The sequence below is a fragment of the Actinoplanes sp. HUAS TT8 genome, from assembly GCF_051380535.1.
Taxonomy (GTDB): Bacteria; Actinomycetota; Actinomycetes; order Mycobacteriales; family Micromonosporaceae; genus Actinoplanes.
Genome location: NZ_CP195646.1, coordinates 4523241 through 4541811 on the forward strand (window position 1 = coordinate 4523241; position 18571 = coordinate 4541811).

Genomic DNA, 18571 nt, shown 5'->3' on the forward strand with positions numbered 1-18571 from the left:
ACGACGAGGGGAGCGCCCAACATCGTTACATCGGTCATCGGGGCTCACCTCCTCCGGTGGTGTCACGGTCGCCGCGCACGCTATCGGAGCGCCCGGGCCCACGTCCACCGATTTATTCACTCGCGGATCGGCAGTCCCGCCGCGCGATAGATGTCGTCGATGAGGGTCATCGTGACGACCGAGTCGGCCGGCGGCGTCAGGTTGGTCGCCTCGCCGCCGACGGCGGCCAGAAAAGACCTTAATTGCCTGGTGTACGTCGCCTCGCCGCCGATCTTCTCGCGTCGGCTCCGTCCGTCCACCGTGACCCGGAACCGGTTGAAGCCCTGCGGCGCCACATAGTTGTCGACCCGCATGGACCCGCGCTCGCCGATCACCGTCGCCCGCAGGCTGAACAGCGTGGACGACCACATCGACACCCGGATCCGGCCTTTCGCGGCGTCACCCAGGTCGAACTCGGCGGTCATGGCCCGGTCGACGCGCGGGTCCCGTTTCATGGTCAGCGCGCGGGCGGTGACGACGCGGGGCTCGTTCGGCGACAGCAGCCGCAATGCGTGCAGGGCGTAGCAGCCGGCGTCCATCAACGATCCGCCGGCCAGGTCGTACTGAAATCGGATGTTGGAGAAAAGCGGAAGGGGGAAACACATCGTGGTCTCGACGCGCCGGATCCGGCCCAGCTCGCCGCCGTGCGCGATCTCGGCCATCCGCGCGGCCACCGGGTGATAGCGGTAGTGGAACGCCTCCATCACGACCAGCCCGGTGCGGTCGGCGGCCTCCTGCACCGCGCGGGCCTGGGCGGCGTTGGCGGTCAGCGGCTTCTCGGCCAGCACATGCTTGCCGGCGTCGAGCGCGGCCAGGATCCACTGGGCGTGCCGGCCGTTCGGCAGCGGGATGTAGACGGCGTCGAGCGACGGGTCGGCCAGCAACTGCGCGTAGCCGTCGTGGACGACCGGGATGCCGTGCTTGGCGGCGAAGGTGGTCGCGCGATCACGGTCGCGGGCGGCCACCGCGGCGACCTCGACGCCGTCGACGATCCGGGCGGGACGGACGAGCGCGGCCGGGGCGATCCGGGCGGCGCCGAGCACACCGATTCTCACGTACGCAGTCTATTGGCGTTCCGCGCCGTCGCCCCCGCCCTTTTTATCCACTTTCGAGGTAGCGAGTCGAATGGATGCGAGGGCTGTCGCTGGGTAATGTCGTGGCCATGATCGAGGAGGCGAGTCGCATGGTGATGCGCTGCTTCCTCGCATTGTTACTGGTTGCGCTGCTGGCCCTCGCCGGCGCCGGGCAGGGTGAGCACTCCCCTTCCGGACAGGTTGCCGATGACTCCGATGTGGTCGCCGAGGCTGACGCCGTCGCGCCGGTGACCGATCGTGAACAGGCTCTGACGACGCAGTTCGTCGCGTCGGCCGGGGTTTCCCGGGCTCCGCCCGCTCGTCGCGCCTGAGCACGTCCTCGCACGCTCTTCAATGAGTTAGGAATTCACTGCTGTGAATGTCATGTCACAGGTGCTGCCCACGATTGTCATCTGGGCGGTTCTCATGATGCTGTCGGTGCCCGCCCTGCTGCTGCTCGGCAGTCCGCAGGCGATGCGCAGTCCGCGGGTCGCGCTCGACACGCTCGGGCTGCTCCCCCGGTGGCGGGCCGAGCAGGAACGGAATCGGCGCGAGGCCCTGGAGAAGGCGCGGTTCGCCGACGAGGTGCGGGTGGCCGCGATCCGGGCGCAGGACGCGGCGCAGCGCTGGGAGTTGCACTGGCAGCAGGCCGAGGAGGAGTCCGGCAAGGCGTGGCAGTCGTGGCAGATGGCCGAGCAACGGGTGCGGCGGGTGCGGGCGGGTGCTGCTTGGTCCGTACCGGAAAATGGTCGGAAACCGCAAGAATATGCCGACCGTGAGCGATTCCTGCACCGTGCGGTGAAGGCCGCTGCGGAGCGCGGCGATCTTCCGGCGGCGACCCTGGCCGACGTGTACACCGGGCGCGGCGGCTGGGATCCGCGGCTGCACCCGGCGCAGCAGGAACTGGTCGTGCTGCGGGCGATCGCACGGCACCGCGAGTGGGTGTTTCAGCAGGCCGCGGCGGCCGAGCGGTCCGCCTGGCACGACGCGCAGCTGGCCGGTTCGGCCCGGGCGAGCCTGCGCCGGGAGGCGGCTGACGCCGCGGAAAAAGCCGCCGCCGTACGGCGTCATCTACCGTCCCGCCGCGAGCCCCGCCCGTCCCCGATGGCCGCCCGTCGCCTCCGCCCGGTCATGGCGTGACGTCGCGCCGATAGCCGCTCAGGGTGATGCCGAGGACCGAGCGGAACTCGTTGGCCAGATGTGCGTGATCGCTGTAGCCGAGGTCGGCGGCGACATCGGCCAGTGACGTGCCCGGTTCGGTGCGCAGCCGTTCGGCCGCCTCCTGCAGCCGCCGCCGGCGGATCATGGCCAGGGGCGGCAGCCCGACATACCGCCCGGCGAGCCGCTGCAACGACCGGGCCGAGATGTTCAGCCGGGCGGTCGCGTCCTTGACGGTGCGAATGCTCGGATCCGAGTCGATGACATCGGCCATCTCGTTGGCCAGCAGCGCCTCGTGGTCCGGCGGCGGGACCTCACCGGCGAGCCACTTGCTGAACACCTCGACCGCCTCACGGTGCCGGGACCCGCGGTCGCCCGGCCCGGTCATCGCCCGGTGCACGAGCTGATGCAGCTCAGGAAGGTCCATCGACAGGTACGTGTCCCGCACCGCCGCCGGGTCACCCGCGAAGTGCGGCACCGCGGCCGGCCGCAGCAGCGCGCCGACACCCCACCCGGTGCCGGTGAGGTCCCGGTGCGAGCTGCGCGTGGTCGGCCCGGCGAGCCCGACCGTGTCCTTCTCGACGACCAGGTTGCACGCGGGGAACGCGATCAGGTGCTGCCGCGACGACCGCCCCGGCTGCAGCTGCCACTCGGGAATCCAGAACCACCGCACCAGCGACGCCACCCCCTCGGGCGGCGCGATCCGGTCGAAGGTCGGCAGCCGGGCCGGATAGAGCACACCCCTCGGTTGTCGCGAATCTTCAAGCCGCTCACCGCTGGGCATACCTAGGCTCCTGACCTATGACCGAGACGAACCGAGCCGCCGACGGCAAGCACACCACGAACGGCACCCCGCACGGCGCCACCGCGCTGACCCCTTTCCTGGTCATCCCCGATGCCCGCGGGGCCATCGATTTCTATGTGAAGGTTTTCGACGTACGGGTGGTCGACGTGACCGAGTTCGGCGACGTCGTCGCCCACGCCGTCCTCGACTTCGGTGACGGGCTGCTGCAGCTCGGCGAGCCGCAGCCGGACTACGGCCTGATCGCGCCGCCCGAGGGCGACCAGGACTGTTACTCCATCGGCCGCTACTGCCCGGACGTCGACGCTGTGGTCACCCGCGCCGAGGCCGCCGGCGCCGTCATCCGCGAGGCCCCGACCACCTTCGTCTCCGGCGACCGCTTCGCCAGCATCCGCGACCCGTTCGGCGTCCGCTGGTCCATCATGACCCGCGTCGAGGACCTGTCCGAGGAGGAGAGCGCCCGCCGGGTCGCCGAGTGGGCCGCCCAGCAGTCGCAGGCCGGCTGACCCGGTCACACCGATCGTTGCGGTTCGCCGGCGTCGACCCGTCATCCGCGGCCGACGGCCGAGGAGGCACCGCCGAACTGTTCGCGCAGGTCGCGTTTGAGCAGCTTGCCGGACGGGTTCTTGGGCAGGGCGTCGACCAGGTGGATCGCCTTGGGCACCTTGTGGGCGGAGAGCCGCTCCCGGGCGTAGGCGATCAGTTCGTCCGACGTCACCGGGCCGCGGGTGACGACGACGGCGGTGATCGCTTCGATCCAGCGGGGGTCGGGGAGGCCGACGACGGCGACCTCGGCGACGGCCGGGTGGGTGTAGAGGGCGTCCTCGACCTCGCGGGAGGCGACCAGGACGCCGCCGGTGTTGACCACGTCCTTGATCCGGTCGACGACGTACAGGTAGCCCTCGTCGTCGACCCGGACGAGGTCGCCGGAGTGGAACCAGCCGCCGGTGAACGCCTCGGCGGTCTCCTCCGGTTTGCCCCAGTAGCCCCGGCACAGCTGGGGTGACCGGTAGACGACCTCGCCCAGCGGGGCGTCGTTCATCTCCGGGTCGACGACCCGGGCTTCGACGAACAGGACCGGGCGGCCGATCGAATCCGGTCGGGCCTCGTGTTCCTCCGGGCGCAGCACGGCGGCCAGGGGGCCGATCTCGGACTGGCCGAAGCAGTTGTAGAAACCGACCCCGGGCAGCAGTTTCTGCCACTTCTGCAGGACCGGGACGGGCATGATGGACGCGCCGTAGTACGCCTTGCGCAGGCCGCTCAGATCGGCCTCGGCGACGCCGGGATGGTTGCCCAGCCCGACCCAGACGGTGGGTGGGAAGAACAGTGACGTGATGCCGTCGCGCGGCACCCGGGTCAGGATCTCGTCGGCGACCGGGGCTTCCATCAGGTGGTTGGTCATGCCGACGGCCAGGCCGGGCATCAGGAACACGTGCATCTGCGCCGAGTGGTAGAGCGGCAGCGCGTGCAGCGGCACGTCGGCCGGGCTCAGGTCGAGGGCGGCGATGCACGACGCGTACTCGTGGACCAGGGCGCGGTGGGTCAGCATGGCGCCCTTGGGCAGGGACGTCGTCCCGCTGGTGTAGAGCAGCTGCACCAGGTCGTCGTCGCTCACGCCGTGTTCGTGGTGCACCGTGCCGGCCGGGTCGGTGGCCCAGGCCAGGACGTCGGTGCCGGGTGGGCCGTCGTGCAGGGTGCCGCGGCGGGTCCCGGCCAGGTCCGCCTCGATCGCGTCGAGCCGGTCGGCCAGCGCCGGATCGGTGAAGACCACGGCCGGCTCGGACTGGGTCAGCAGGTAGGCCAGCTCACCGCCGACGGTGTTGAAGTTGACCGGCACGTGGACCAGCCCGGCCCGCGCACAGCCGAGGAAGAGAAACAGAAAAGCATCAGAGTTCTTCCCGTACGCGGCGACGCGCTCACCCGGCGCAAGCCCGAGCGCGAGCAGCCCGGCGGCGACCCGGCCGACCGCGGTGTCGAGCTCCGCGTAGGTCCACGACCGGCCGGCGAAGGTGAGCGCGACCCGCCGCGGTGTGCGCCGCGCGCTGCGTTCCAGGATGCGTCCTACGGTGCTCGGGAAGTGCTCCATGGGACCCATCCTTCGCCGCCGCGCGCGGCACCGGCAAGGGGTTCAGGGCCGGACGATCGACGCCACCGTCTCGTTCAACGGGACCTCGTGACCGGCCGCGCACCGGACCTCGGGGACGATCGGTTCGCCGCAGCCGGCGTGGGACAGGCCGATCGTGGCCTCCTTCTCCCGGGGCAGTTCGTCGCCGAGGCGCATCAGGGCGACCAGGACCGGGAACACGTCCCGGCCGCGGTCGGTCAGCGTGTACTCGTAGCGGGTGCGCTGACCGGGCTCCCGGTACGGCCGGCGCTCCAGCAGACCGGCCTCGACCAGGCGTTTCAGCCGGTCGGAGGCGACCGCCGGGGTGACGCCGGCCCGGCGGGCGAGGTCGTCGAAGCGGGTGCCGCCGTAGTACACCTCGCGCAGCAGCGTCATCGCCGACCGGGTGCCGATCAGGTCGAGGGCCCGTTCCATCGGGCACCAGCCCTCGGCCGTGAAGCGGTCACGCTCGGCGAACGGCGGCAACAGGGTGATGACACCGTCGTCCGGTGCGGTCATGGCTACCTCCCGGGGCGCTGACTTTCGTGAACGGTAACCAGCTGGATGGCCGTACGCCTAATGGTGTTGCCCACGCCGGACGAAGCCGGCGGCGAGCAGCGAAACCGCGCCCAGGGTGATGGCCGCGACGACGGCGCCGACATGGTAGGCGCCGGTGAAGGCGTGCTGGACGGCCGTGATGATCTGCGGGCCGGGCGTGGCCGATCCGCCGTGTGAGGCGCTGTCGACGATCTTGGCGACGGTCGCCGGGGGCAGGCCCTGACCGCTCAGATCGTCGGCCAAGCGGGTGGCGAACTGGCTGGTCAGGATCGTGCCGAAGATGCTGGCGCCGAGCACGTTGCCGACCTGGCGGAACATGTTGACCAGCGAGCTGCCCATGCCGGCCTGGTGCGGGGGCACGCTGCTGACCGCGGCCGCGGTCGACGGCGCGATCAGCATGCCCGAGCCGATGCCGGCCACGACCAGGGCCGGCCAGAGCTTGCCGTACCCCGGTCCGGCCGGGGTGAACAGCAGCAACAGGTCGCCGGCGGCCATCAGCAGCAGGCCGGTGGCGAGGGTGGCCCGCACGCCGAGCCGGCGCACGATGCGGGCGGCGATCGCGCTGGTCACCATGAACGGCAGGAACACCGCGAGCAGCCGCACCCCGGCGCCGAGCGGGGTGACGCCCTGGACGCGCTGCATGTAGAGGACGGTGATCAGGGCCGTTCCGGTGAACCCGAACATGACCGCGGCCGCGACCACCTGCACGGCGGCGAACGACGGGCTGCGGAACAACCGCACGTCGACCATCGGGTCCGGGTGACGCAGCTCGTAGGCGACGAAGGCGGCCAGGGCCAGCACGAACACCGCGTAGACGACGAACAGCCGCGGCGAGGCATAACCCCAGGAGCGGCCTTCGATGACCGCGTACGTCAGGGAGGTCACCGCCAGCGTGCCCAGCACCACCCCGACCGGGTCCAGCCGGCGCGTCGGGTGCCGGCTCTCCCCGACCGTGACCAGGGCGAGGGTCGCCGCGACGACGCCGAGCACCACGTTGATCAGGAAGATCGGGTGCCAGGAGAACTGCTTGAGCAGCAGGCCGGCGCCGAGCGGGCCGATGGCCAGGCCGAGCCCGGAGCTGCCGGCCCAGGCGCTGATCGCCTCGGCGCGCTCGCGCGGATCGGTGAAGATGTGGCTGATCAGGGCCAGGCTGGTGGGCAGGACCATGGCGCCGCCGACGCCCATCACGGCCTGCCCGGCGATCAGGACCGGCGCGCTGCCGGCGGCGAAGGCGAGCAGACTGCCGGCGACGAAGACCAGCGCCCCGGTGACGAAGATCCGGCGGCGGCCGGCCAGGTCGCCGAGCGTGCCGAAGAAGAGCACCAGGGCGGCCACGACCAGGCTGTACATGCTGGTGATCCAGACGACCTCGGTGGGCGAGGCGTGCAGGTCGGCCTGGATGCGGGCCAGCGCACCGATCGTGGACGAGACGTTGACCAGGGCCAGCATCGTGCCCAGGCAGAGCGCGAGCAGGGCCACGCCGCGACCGCGCGCCTTCTCGGGCGCAGCCGCCATCACCTGACTTTGGGTTTCCATAGTCAGGGAGGTTAGAGGGCTAACTTTGGTTAACTCAAGTCAGGTGTCACAGTTCACCCTGGTGCCGGATGTGGCCCTCCAGCGCGGCCCGATAGCTCTCGGCGAACTCGCCCAGCTCGGCGATCTCGTGCACCAGGGCGGCGTGCCGCTCGGTCAGGCGCGCACGGTCCTCCTCGTCCTGACGCAGGGCGGCCTGCTCGATGTCGTACGCCGCCTGCCGGGCCTCGCGGACCAGCCGGTCGGAACGCTCCCGCGCCTCGGCCAGCACCTGGTCCGACTCGTGGTCGGCGTCGCGCACGTGCTCGTCCGCGGTCCGGCGGGCCATCTGCAGGACCTGCTCGTTCTGCTCCACCGGAGCGGCGTTCACCGGAGCGGCGTTGCGGGCCTCGTTCAGCTGTCGCTCCAGACCGTCCGCGACCCGGGCCGAACGGTCGCGGGCGCGCAGCTCACGGTCCAGCGCCTCACTGACCGCGGCCAGCTCGACCTCGGCCGTGTCGGTGCCGGCATTCTGCAGCCGGGCCCGCAGGGCGTCACGCTCCGCCCGGAGCCGGGCCATCTCCTGGCCGGCCTCCTCACGGAGAGCGTCGACCTCGTCGGCGTCGTAGCCGCGCTTACCGAGGGCGGCCCGGTGGAAGGTGGTGTTGTAGACATCGGCCGGCGTCAGCGGCATAGGGGCACCCCGATCGAATCGGCTTCACACTGTACGCGCGCAAGCTCAAGGTTCACGACCGTGACGAGCGTCCCGAAGGCGTGCTGCGTCACAGGCCCGGGCCTACGGTGGGTGCGGGCGACAGGGGGACGCTGATGACCGATCTCATCGGGCAGTTCGGATATCTCGGCATAGGTGGCATCGTCCTGATCGAGAGCTTCGGCATCCCGGCGCCGGGCGAGACGGTCATCATCGCCGGGGCCGCCCTGGCCGGCCGCGGGCACCTGAACATCGTGGCCGTCGCCCTGACCGCGTTCCTGGCCGCGGTCGTCGGCGACAGCATCGGCTACTGGATCGGCCGTCGCGGTGGCCGGCCGCTGGTGCGGCGCTTCGGGAGCTACGTCCGGCTCACCCCGGAACGCCTGGCGAAGGTCGAGGGGTTCATGACCCGCCAGGGCCCGAAGGTCGTCGTCGTGGCCCGGTTCGTCGAGGGCCTGCGCCAGTTCAACGGCATCGTCGCCGGCTTCAGCGGCATGCGGTTCCCCCGGTTCCTGGTGTGGAACGTGCTCGGTGCCGCGCTGTGGGTCGGCGTCTGGTCGACCGCCGCCTACCTGGCCGGCGACCACATCGAGGCGATCGCCTCGACCCTCAGCCGCTATCTGGTCGTGGCGCTCGCCGTCGTCGCACTCGGGCTGGTCGCCTACCTGCTGCACCGCCGCCGTCGTCGCCGCCGCGGCGCCACGACGGTCTAGCCGGCGTCGTCTCGCCGTCCAACCGGGTGCGAAACACGGCCAGACGGTGCCGCAGGCGCGCTGCACCCTGAGCCGACGGCAGCCCGCAGGCCCGGTGGCACTCGCGGTTGAACTGCGACGGGCTGGCGCATCCCGGCTGCCGCCTTGAACTGGCCGTGCAGGCTGGCGACGTTGATGTTGGCCGCCGCGGCGATCTCCTCGATCCGTGGTGGCCGGCCGAAGAGGCGCGGGGGCATCCGGCCGACCTGGCGGTAGCGCCCGCACTCATTTATTGAGATGCGTCGATAGAACTGCCAGGATGACGGGATGACTTCGGCGCGGCGTCTGCTCTCGGTCCTGTCCGTCCTGGTGCTGGCGTCGGGTGGCGCCCTGACCGTGACCCCGGCGACGGCCGCGCCGCCCGGCGACGTCGATCCGGCGACGCCGTGGCGGATGCGGCACTGGCCACAGACCCAGCCGTGGCAGCGCGACGAACCGGCCGCACTCGCCGCACCGCGGGCGATCGACCCGCAGCACTACGAGCTGCCCGACACCATGACCTGGTCGGACTATCGGAAGGTGCCCGGCACCGACTGGGCCGACCCGGCCGTGGCGGGCTCGGAACGCAACTTCAACGGCGCGCTCGTGCTGGTCGATTTCCCGAACCAGCCGTTCGTGGTGACCCAGCCGGCGAACTCCACCATCTACGGCAACCCGTCGGGCGTGCAGAATCTGGACCGTTCCGAGGTGCCCGCGTTCTATCGGGACTTCCTCAACAAGCCGGGCGGGCTGAACCGCGGCCACACCATTCACGAATACTGGATGGAGGACTCCGGCGGGCGCTACGGCATCTCGCTGAGCTCGTTCGGGGTCTATCAGATGCCGGCCAAGAGCCACGAGTACGGCATCGAGAACTCGATGCAGCGCGGACTGGGCTGCCCGGCCGGGGACACGTGCGGGCGCGACATCCGCAAGGACGCTCAGGCGGCCTGGATCGCCGCGGTCGGCGCGGACGAGGCGGCCAAGTACGACTTCGTGTTCTTCCTGGCCGCGGGACAGGACGAATCGTCGACCTGGCAGGAATTCGGCCAGATGAAGTTCAATTCCAAGGACGAGGTGAGCGACGAGTTCGGCCCGCCGGACGACGCGCTGCCGAACTCCAACGCCACCCGCTACGTCGACTGGACCTCGTGGGCGGCGTCGTCGAACGTCTGGCCCAACGCCACCCAGGGCAGTTCCCTGCAGGCCGAGAGTTCGGGAATGTCGACCTACGCACACGAGTTCAGCCACATTCTCGGGATCGGCGACAACTACAACAATCCGTACAGCGTCCCGGCCCGCCGCGACTACAGCGGACCGTGGGAAATGCTGAGCCGGGGCACGTTCAACGGGCCCGGCGGACCGCACAGCCGCTGGCTGATCCCGGGCACCGGCGGGTCGTCGATGGGCGCCCACCACATGCTGCGCAACAAGATGAAACTCGGCATCGTCGACGACAGCGCGGTGCTGAAATTGTCCCGCCAGGCGCTGGCCGACTCCGGGGTCGTGCTGGCCCGGGTCACCGCACGTGAGATCGACCCCAGCGGCCGCCAATTGGCCGGAATCAATGTGACGCTCGACGGCGGCGACCACGAGACGGCCTGCGACACGGCGGCCGATCCGTACTGCGACGGCGGCGGCTACAACAACTACACGCTCGAAGTGGTCGACCGGATGGGCTTCGACTCGTTCACCCCGGACTCCGGTGTGCTGCTGGCCAAGACCAAGAACGCCGACAACGCGCCGTTCATCTGGACCGTCGACGCCAATCCGCAGGACATCGACAAGGTCGACTTCGTGCTGCCGGACGGCACCCCGCAGAAGATGACGATCGGCGACTACCGCCAGTTGTCGGACGCCCTTTTCCACGCCGGAACCGGGTCGGGCAGCCGTTTCGAATACACCGACACCGCCAACCGGCTGCAGTTCTACGTCCTGGACCGGCAGCGGGACCGGAACGGCGTGCTCTCCTACGACGTCGCGGTGCGCTCACTCGACGGCGCCGGCCCGCTCCCCCGCGGCGTGAAAGCATTCCCGGCGAGCGCCCGCCCGAATTCCGCCTGCACGATCCAACTGCGCAATGTGAGCCGCGCCGACGACGTCTTCCGCATCTCGGCCCCGGACGCGACCCTCCCCCGCACCGTTGTCGGCGTGGGCGCCGGCCGCACGGCATCGGTCGACGTCTACGTCAATCACCCGGGCAAAACCCCGATCACCATCACCTCGGAAAGCAACCCGGCCGCCCGGACCACCACCACCTGCACGACCCGCCGCTGATTTCAGCGACGACCATTACGCAGGAGCGGCGCCAGCTCGACGCGGAAGGAAAACGGCTCTTCCGCGTCGAGCCGGCGGCAATCAAAATCAACTTCCTCATTTCCTACGTCCGCCGGGGTACAGACCGTCGCTCCCGCGGGGACCCTTCCGGGCTTCGCAGGGCGCCGGCGCGCCCAGAACGCGAAACCCTCCAGGGCGACGTGGTCGGGTGGGCACGCTCAGAGCAACAAACCCGCCCACTCGGCCCGCGCGGGCCGGGTCGGCCCGACGCGCGCCGTGGACCTGGCCGACGCGGGCCTCGCGGTCGCGGCTGGTCCTCACGGTTGCCTCCGACCGGCTGAGGCACACCTGAAAGCCAGCCGCGCGCGCTCGGCTGGCGCTCCGGGTGGAGGCCGGCTTGCGGGCTCCGGGAACCGTGGGGTTGCGCCTGTGGGTGGGGGTGTTGCTCTGAGCGTGCCCAACAGCGGACGTCGCCCTGGAGGGCTGAGCGTTCTGGGCGCGCCAGCGCCCTGCTCAGCCCGGAAGGGTCCCCGCGGGAGCGACGATCCGGACCACGGCGGACCTAGGAAATGATGAAGTTAATTCGCCGCCAGGCGGAATTCCTTGCCGTCGGCTTTCAGCAGCAGGAACTTGGGGATCTTGCGGGTGCCGTCCGAGTTGAAGGTGACCGTGCCGGAGAGACCGGCGTAATCGGTGGCGGCCAGGGCGGTGCGCAGTGAGGTCTCGTCGGTGGCGCCGGCCCGTTTGATCGCGCCCACGGCGACCATCACCGCGTCGTAGGATTCCGCGGTCGACGGGCCGGGAGCGACGCCGTAGGCCTTCTGGTAGCGCTGGGACCACTCGGCCAGTTCGGGCATGAACTCGGGGACCAGCAGGGCGGTGCCGTAGACGTCGGCGCTCTGGGTGGGGCTCAGGTCGGTGAGCAGCGGGCCGTCGGTGGCGCCGTCGCCGACGATGATGCGGCCGCCGAAGGTTCTCGACCGGAGGTCCTTGATCAGCTGGTTGGCCTCGCCGTAGTAGCCGGTGTAGTAGACCGTGTCGGCCTTGCTGGCGATGACCGCCTGGGCGATCCGCTGGTAGTCGGAGGCGCCCTGGCTGAGTTTGAGCTCGCCGGCGACGGTGACCGCCCGGGTGGCGCGGGCCCGGGCGGCGGTGGAGTCGGCCAGGGTGACCGGGAAGCTGGTGCCGTCGTGGACGATCGAGACGCGGCGGGTGCCCAGGCGTTTCATCCAGTCGACGGCGAAGACGGCCTCGGCGGTGACCGTGCCGCAGATCAGGAACACGCTGTCGTAGTGGGCGGCGACGAGGTCGGTGGAGTTGGCCTGGGCGATGACCATCGGGACGCCGGCGTCGCGGAAGATCTTCAGGGTGGGTACGACGGCGCTGCTGCAGTAACCGCCGACCGACACCGCCACGTCCTGCTTGATCACGGTCTGGGCGGCGGTGACCGCGGTGCCGGGGTCACAGGCGTCGTCCTGCACGACCAGTTCGACCTGGCGGCCGAGCACTCCCCCGGCCGCGTTGACCTCGGCGACCGCGAGTTTGGCGCCGTTGAGCATGGATTCGCCGGTGTGGCTGCTGCGGCCGCTGAGCGGGAGCAGCGCGGCCAGGCGGATCACGCCCGCCGACGACGACGCGGCGGCCTGCGGGCGGCCCGTTCCTGTGCAGGCGGACGCCGCGACCAGGGCCAGGATGGCGACGGCGACGGCGAACGCTCGGCGGGCACGCACACCGGTCCGATCGACGCCGTCGGCCCGAAGCTGAACGATTTCCCTTGAACCGGTGCGCAAGCTGCCGAAACAGTGAATGTGTTGGGGCGCATGCGGGGCCGCAGCTTTCTGACGACGGTGTCGCTGGCCGTCGTCCTGCTCGCCCTGGCCGCGTACGTGCTGCAGGGGGCACTGAGCACGACCCGGGCGACCCGGCAGCAGAGCGCCGCCCTGGTCGTGGACCAGAAGTTCACCGAGGCCCGGATCGCGGTGGCGATGCAGGAGGTGAACCTGCGGCACTACCAGGTCGAGCCGTCGGTCGCCGTGCTCGGCCGGTTCACGCAGGTGGCCGGGGAGGCCGAGGCGAACCTGGCCGAACTCGGGGAATCGTCCGACGAGCGGATCCGCAAGGACGCCGAAGGGCTGCTGACCGGGCAGATCGCCTATCGCCGGCTGGCCGAGGAGCTGATCGCCAAGGTGGCCGACAGCGACCCGGACTACATGCAGTTCGACCGGCTGCAGGTGACGCCGGCCTTCTACTCGCTGCAGAACGACGTGGACGCGATCGCGCACTCGTACCACGAGTACGCCCAGCAACAGGTGACCCGGCTACGCCGGACGCAGGGACGGCTGCTGGTGGGCACCGCGATCGGGTTCGGCGCCGGCCTGACCCTGGTCGCGGTGATCATGCGGATGATGCTGGGCTACCAGCGGCGCCTGGTCGAACGGGCCGCCGACAGCCGGTACCAGGCGCTGCACGACCCGCTCACCGGGCTGTCCAACCGCACGCTGTTCCAGCAGGAGCTGCAGCAGGCGCTGGACCGCGGCGGCCCGGTCGCGCTGATGGTCATCGACCTGGACGGGTTCAAGGCGGTCAACGACACGATCGGTCACCACGCCGGGGACCAAGTGCTCATCGAGGCCGGGCGGCGGCTGTCGGCCCAGGTCGGTTCGCCCGGCGTGGTCGCACGGCTCGGCGGCGACGAGTTCGCGGTGCTGATCCCCAGCGTGTCCGGGCTGTCCGAGGCGGTCGGGCTGGCCGACCGCCTGGTCGCCGAGCTCAACCGGGACTTCAGCATCGAGGGGCAGCTGGCCGCGATCGGGGGCAGCCTGGGGGTGGCCCTGAGCCCGGCCGACAGCGCCGACCAGCTGTTCCGGCACGCCGACACCGCGATGTACCGGGCCAAACGCCGGGGTGGCGGGGTCGCCGTCTACGACCCGGGGACCGACGTCGAGGCCCAGGACGACCGGATGCGGCTCTTCGCCGACCTGCGCGTGCTGCTGGAGACCGGGGACCCGGACGGGCAGCTGCAGCTGTGGTACCAGCCGCAGGTGCGGCTCAGCGACGGGCAGGTCACCGCCGTCGAGGCCCTGGTTCGCTGGCGGCACCCGACGCACGGCCTGGTCATGCCCGCGACGCTGCTGCCGGTCGTCGAGCGCGGCGGCCTGGAGACCGGTCTGACCTATCACCTGCTGACCGTGGCCGCGCGGCAGGCCGCGGCGTGGCTGGCGGCCGGCTGGTCCTGCCGGGTGTCGGTGAACGTGTCGCCGGGGGCGCTCGACGACGACCGGTTCGCCGAGACGGTACTGGCCACCATCGACGTGGCCGGCATCCCGGCCGGGCTGCTGTGCCTGGAGCTGACCGAGACCGGGATCATGGCCGACTCCGGTTCGGCGCTGCAGACCCTGCGCCGGGTCAGCCGCAGCGGCGTGGCGGTGTCGGTCGACGACTTCGGGACCGGGTTCTCGTCCCTGCTCCAGCTGCGTGACGTGCCGGCCGACGAATTGAAGATCGACCGCACTTTTGTACGGAATCTGGCCGAGGGCACCCCCGACGCGATCATGGTCCGCAGCTCCACCGATCTCGGCCACAACCTGGGACTGCGGGTGGTGGCCGAGGGGGTGGAGGACGTCGCGACCCTCACCCGGCTCCGGGAGATGGGCTGCGACTACGCCCAGGGGTACGTGCTGAGCCATCCGGTTCCGCCCGAGGAACTGCGGGACGCCTGCCGCCGGGCCGAGGAGGTGGCCGGCGCGGCGATCCCGGTCGCCGACTGAACCGCACGACATTTCCTGCCATTCAAGTACGTCATTGTCTGAGAGCATGTCCGTATGCGAATGCTCCTCGCGTTGCTGTTGATCGCCCCCACCGTCCCGGTCGCACCGGCCCAGGCCGACGATCCCGGCTGGACCGGCCCGCTCTCGACCCGCGGCCGCTACATCGTCGACGCCACCGGACAACGCTTCAAACTGCGCTCGGCCAACTGGCACGGCGCCAGCGGCACCTCGAACGGCGACGGCACGCACCACGCCGGGGAGGACTCGGGCCGCATGCCGCTCGGCCTCGACCGCGCGCCGATCTCCGCGATCGTCGACGGCTTCCGCCAACTCGGCCTCAACAGTGTCCGGCTCCCGTTCTCGAACGAGATGATCCACGACACCACCCCGGTCGCCGACTCGGCCGCGAACCCGCAACTGCACGGCCTGACCCCGCTTCAGGTGTACGACCAGGTGGTCACCGGACTCACCGGTGCCGGCCTGGCCGTCGTCCTGAACAACCACACCACCACGACGAAGTGGTGCTGCGGGGTCGACGGCAACGAGCGCTGGAACACCGCCCAGTCCGACCAGCAGTGGGAGGACGACTGGCTGTTCATGGCCCGCCGCTACCGCGACAACCCGCGGGTGGTCGGCGCCGACCTGTACAACGAGGTCCGCCGCACTGTGCTGGACGACCCGAACTGGGGTCTCGGCGACGGCCACGACTGGTTCGCCGCCTCGCAGCACGCCGGCGACCGGATCCTGGCCGAGGCCAACCCGAACCTGCTGATCATCGTCGAGGGCATCAACTGGACCGGCATCCCGGTGGACGGGTTCGCGCACGAGCGGCCCACCCTCAAACCGGTCCGCGCGCTGTCGCACACCCTGGTCAGGTCCGGGAAGCTGGTCTACTCGGCGCACTTCTACGACTACACCGGCCCGAACCACAGCGGCGCGACCGGCATCGGCGAGACCAGCGACCCGCGCTACCGCGACCTGAGCCCGGCCGACCTGGCCACGGTCGTCAACCGGGACGCCCTCTACGTCGCCGGCGAAGCCGGTCAGCACTTCACCGCCCCGGTGTGGATCAGCGAGTTCGGGGTCGACGGCCACGCGGCACCGGGCAGCCCGCAGCGCGCCTGGTTCGAGAACTTCGTCGACCTGCTGGTCCGGGCCGACGCCGACTTCGCCTACTGGCCCGCGGTCGGCTGGGCCGAGACACGCGCCGGCAACGGCTGGGGCCTGCTCTTCTTCGACTCCTCGGGACACCGATCGGGCCTGCTGGACGACCCGGACTGGCGTTCCGCGGCCTGGCAACGACTTCGGGGCACGACCGGACGCCAGGGGTACGTCGATCCGGTGCCCGTCCGATCGATGCTCGGCCCCGACCACGGCGACTTCATCGCGTCGCTGCGCCTGCGCGCCGAGCCCGACTGGGACCGCGGCGCCCGCAAGGCCGCCTGCCCCGACGGACAGCGCTTGATCGGCCTCAGTCACAAGGCCAACCGAGGATTGTGTACGGACACGGCCGGCGCGACCGCGTGGACCGCGTACCAGGTGGTCACCGACGAGCGGTTCGTGACCCGCGACTGGGCGTCCGGTTACACGAAGTTCCAGTGCCCGGACGGCGGGCGGATGATCGGGTACGCGGTCCGGGGCGCCGCCATGTCCAGTGGGCTGTGCGCGAACGGCCAGCCGGTCTCCGCCGACCCCGGCCGGACCGTCTGGTTCGACCGGGGCGACAACCGTCCGGCCGGCAATCCGGGCGGCGACTTCGCCTCGGGCAACTACAAGGGCCAGTGCTCCGACGACGAGTACGTGGCCGGCATCGCCTGGACCGGCCGGATCGGTTCGTCCCGCACCCCGGATGCGTTGCTCTGCCGCCGGTCGTGAGTGCGCCGGAGCTCCGGGCACCCGCAGCTGCGCGGGCCGGGCCGACGCTGAGAGTTCTTGTCGCCCGATCACAAGCGTGGAATGCTGCCATCGACCAACCGGATCCCGGCGGCAGTGTCGGCGCCCATGAACTCGCCGCGCCCTGCACCGCTCACCGCTGTGAGGGCCGCATGAGCACAGATTCCGGTGGTGAGCTCAGCTTCCCCGACCTTCCACGCCTGGAACTCGATCAACTCCTGGGTCAGCTCATCCAACGCGCCCAGGAGGTGATGGCCACCCAGGGCCGGCTGCGCGGATTGCTCCGGGCCAATCAGGCGCTACTGGCCGACCTGGAGCTGAACGCCCTCCTGCAACGGCTCACGGTGTCGGCCCGCGAACTGGTCGGCGCCCGCTACGCCGCGCTCGGGGTTCTGGACGGGCACGGCGGTCTCGCCGAGTTCATCCACTCCGGCATGCCCGACGAGGTCGTCGCGGCGATCGGGCCGCTGCCTCGCGGCAAGGGGATGCTCGGAGCACTCATCGATGAGCCCGGCCGATAAGGCTCGCCGAGGTCGGCGAGCACCTGCGGTCGGTGGGCTTCCCACCGGGGCACCCGCCGATGGGCAGCTTCCTGGGAGTGCCGATCCGGATCCGCGACGAGGTGTTCGGCAACCTGTACTTCACCGACAGCCTCAACGGCGAGTTCAGCGACGACGACGAGGAGCTCGCGGTCGCTCTGGCCGCCACCGCCGCCGTCGTGATCAACAACGCCCGGCAGTACGAGACCAGCCAGCGCCGCAGCGACTGGCTGGCCGCCACCGCCACGGTCACCCGCAACATGCTGCGGCCCGGTGGCGAGACCCCGCCGCTGCGGGCGATCGCCGAACACGCCTACCACCTCGCCAAGGCCGATCTGGTCGCGGTTCTGCTGCCCACCGGCGGAAGCGATACGGAGCTCTCGATCGAGACGGTGGTCGGCGGCCCGGCGGCGGCCGCCGACAGCCTGACCGGCACGCACACCGAGGTCGACGAGAGCCTGTGCGCGCACGTGTTCACCACGGGTGTGCCGTTGCGGCTCGACGACGCGAACGACCGGCTCGGACTCCCGCCGACCGTCCTGGCCGGCAGCGTCGACGTCGGTCCGGTCCTGGTCGCGCCGCTGATCGGATCCGACCGGACCCGCGGTGTGCTGACCGTGGCGCGCCTGGCCGGGCGGCCGCCCTTCCACCCCGAGGACCTGGAGATGGCCGCCGCGTTCGCGAACCAGGCCTCGGTCGCTCTCGAACTGGCCGAGGCCCGGCTGGAACGTGAGCGCGCCGCGATCATCGACGAACGCGATCGGATAGCGGCCGACCTGCACGACCACATCATCCAGCGGCTGTTCGCGGCCGGGCTCACCTTGCAGGGGGCAACCATCCGGCTCGGCGACCACCCGGTGGCGCCCCGGATCTCCGGCGTCATCGGTGAACTCGACGACACCATCGCGCAGATCCGCACGACCATCTTCGCCATCCAGCAGACCGCCGCGACCACGCCCCAGGGACTTCGTGGTCGCGTCCTCGAGCTGGTCACCGAAGCCGGCCAGGCTCTCGGCTTCACGCCGGCGTTGCGCTTCAGCGGGCCGGTCGACACCCTCGTGGCCGGTTCCGCCGATCCGGACGGCCTCGGTGCGGATCTGACCGCGGTGTTGCGCGAGAGTCTCAGCAATGCTGCCCGGCACGCCCACGCCAGCGGTGTCGAGGTCGATGTGGCGGTCGGCGGGGGCGTCCTCACGGTCCGGGTCCTCGACAACGGGGTCGGTCCGGGCGACAGCCCGCGCAGCAGCGGCACCGCCAACCTGCGGCAACGGGCCGAGCGCCGGGGCGGCACGTTCACCCTCGGGCCCGGCCCGGAATCCGGAACCTGTGTCGAGTGGTGCGTCCCGATCGCCTCGATCGGCGGCTGAGCGCCACCGCTCCCCTCTTCCCGGCGCCGCCGGTGGGAG

General features: G+C 70.9%; 16 protein-coding genes. 9 read left to right on the forward strand and 7 right to left on the reverse strand.

All coding sequences use genetic code 11. The features are described 5' to 3' along the window. Positions 1-116 precede the first annotated feature (116 nt). Positions 117-1094, reverse strand: a complete 978-nt coding sequence (locus tag ACSHV8_RS20400; protein WP_436535320.1) for a Gfo/Idh/MocA family protein — start codon at positions 1092-1094, stop codon at positions 117-119. A gap of 107 nt (positions 1095-1201) precedes the next feature. Between ACSHV8_RS20400 and ACSHV8_RS20405 the strand changes: the two genes are divergently transcribed. Both ACSHV8_RS20405 and ACSHV8_RS20410 read left to right on the forward strand, forming a co-directional pair. Continuing rightward, positions 1202-1444 carry a hypothetical protein gene (locus tag ACSHV8_RS20405; RefSeq protein WP_436535321.1) on the forward strand — a complete coding sequence of 81 codons (243 nt, stop codon included), beginning with the start codon at positions 1202-1204 and terminating at the stop codon, positions 1442-1444. Between the two features lie 61 nt (positions 1445-1505). Beyond that, positions 1506-2252, forward strand: coding sequence for a hypothetical protein (locus ACSHV8_RS20410; protein ID WP_436535322.1), 747 nt, complete (start codon positions 1506-1508; stop codon positions 2250-2252). Here the strand turns inward: ACSHV8_RS20410 and ACSHV8_RS20415 are convergent. Further along, entirely contained in the window at positions 2242-3054 is an 813-nt protein-coding gene (locus ACSHV8_RS20415; protein WP_436535323.1) for a helix-turn-helix domain-containing protein, read from the reverse strand. The genes ACSHV8_RS20410 and ACSHV8_RS20415 overlap by 11 nt on opposite strands. A 17-nt stretch (positions 3055-3071) precedes the next feature. Here ACSHV8_RS20415 and ACSHV8_RS20420 point away from each other — a divergent pair, with 17 nt between their 5' ends. Next, positions 3072-3578, forward strand: coding sequence for a VOC family protein (locus ACSHV8_RS20420; RefSeq protein WP_436535324.1), 507 nt, complete (start codon positions 3072-3074; stop codon positions 3576-3578). 41 nt (positions 3579-3619) lie between these two features. Here the strand turns inward: ACSHV8_RS20420 and ACSHV8_RS20425 are convergent, their stop codons facing one another. The 4 genes from ACSHV8_RS20425 to ACSHV8_RS20440 form a co-directional block, all read right to left on the reverse strand. Next, positions 3620-5158 carry a fatty acyl-CoA synthetase gene (locus tag ACSHV8_RS20425; RefSeq protein ID WP_436535325.1) on the reverse strand — a complete coding sequence of 513 codons (1539 nt, stop codon included), beginning with the start codon at positions 5156-5158 and terminating at the stop codon, positions 3620-3622. 42 nt (positions 5159-5200) lie between these two features. Then, entirely contained in the window at positions 5201-5695 is a 495-nt protein-coding gene (locus tag ACSHV8_RS20430) for a winged helix-turn-helix transcriptional regulator (RefSeq protein ID WP_436535326.1), read from the reverse strand. 57 nt (positions 5696-5752) lie between these two features. Next, a complete protein-coding gene (locus tag ACSHV8_RS20435) occupies positions 5753-7249 on the reverse strand; it encodes an MFS transporter (RefSeq protein WP_436535327.1) in 1497 nt (498 codons plus the stop codon). Between the two features lie 67 nt (positions 7250-7316). Beyond that, positions 7317-7940, reverse strand: a complete 624-nt coding sequence (locus ACSHV8_RS20440) for a DivIVA domain-containing protein (RefSeq protein WP_436535328.1) — start codon at positions 7938-7940, stop codon at positions 7317-7319. 134 nt (positions 7941-8074) lie between these two features. Here ACSHV8_RS20440 and ACSHV8_RS20445 point away from each other — a divergent pair, with 134 nt between their 5' ends. Next, positions 8075-8671: a DedA family protein gene (locus ACSHV8_RS20445; RefSeq protein ID WP_436535329.1), complete on the forward strand. Its 597-nt coding sequence runs from the start codon at positions 8075-8077 to the stop codon at positions 8669-8671. Between the two features lie 306 nt (positions 8672-8977). Beyond that, a complete protein-coding gene (locus tag ACSHV8_RS20450; RefSeq protein WP_436535330.1) occupies positions 8978-10966 on the forward strand; it encodes a M6 family metalloprotease domain-containing protein in 1989 nt (662 codons plus the stop codon). 578 nt (positions 10967-11544) lie between these two features. Here ACSHV8_RS20450 and ACSHV8_RS20455 read toward each other — a convergent pair. Beyond that, complete coding sequence (locus tag ACSHV8_RS20455; RefSeq protein ID WP_436535331.1) at positions 11545-12696, reverse strand: branched-chain amino acid ABC transporter substrate-binding protein; 1152 nt, start codon at positions 12694-12696, stop codon at positions 11545-11547. A 90-nt stretch (positions 12697-12786) separates the two neighbouring features. Between ACSHV8_RS20455 and ACSHV8_RS20460 the strand changes: the two genes are divergently transcribed. The 4 genes from ACSHV8_RS20460 (at position 12787) to ACSHV8_RS20475 (ending at position 18532) form a co-directional block, all read left to right on the forward strand. After that, complete coding sequence (locus tag ACSHV8_RS20460) at positions 12787-14733, forward strand: putative bifunctional diguanylate cyclase/phosphodiesterase (protein ID WP_436535332.1); 1947 nt, start codon at positions 12787-12789, stop codon at positions 14731-14733. A gap of 54 nt (positions 14734-14787) precedes the next feature. Next, entirely contained in the window at positions 14788-16608 is a 1821-nt protein-coding gene (locus tag ACSHV8_RS20465; protein ID WP_436535333.1) for a glycoside hydrolase family 5 protein, read from the forward strand. A gap of 170 nt (positions 16609-16778) precedes the next feature. Further along, a complete protein-coding gene (locus ACSHV8_RS20470) occupies positions 16779-17147 on the forward strand; it encodes a hypothetical protein (RefSeq protein ID WP_436535334.1) in 369 nt (122 codons plus the stop codon). A gap of 32 nt (positions 17148-17179) precedes the next feature. Further along, the gene (locus tag ACSHV8_RS20475; protein WP_436535335.1) at positions 17180-18532 is read left to right on the forward strand and encodes a sensor histidine kinase; all 1353 of its coding nucleotides are present in this window, start codon (positions 17180-17182) and stop codon (positions 18530-18532) included. Positions 18533-18571 lie beyond the last annotated feature (39 nt).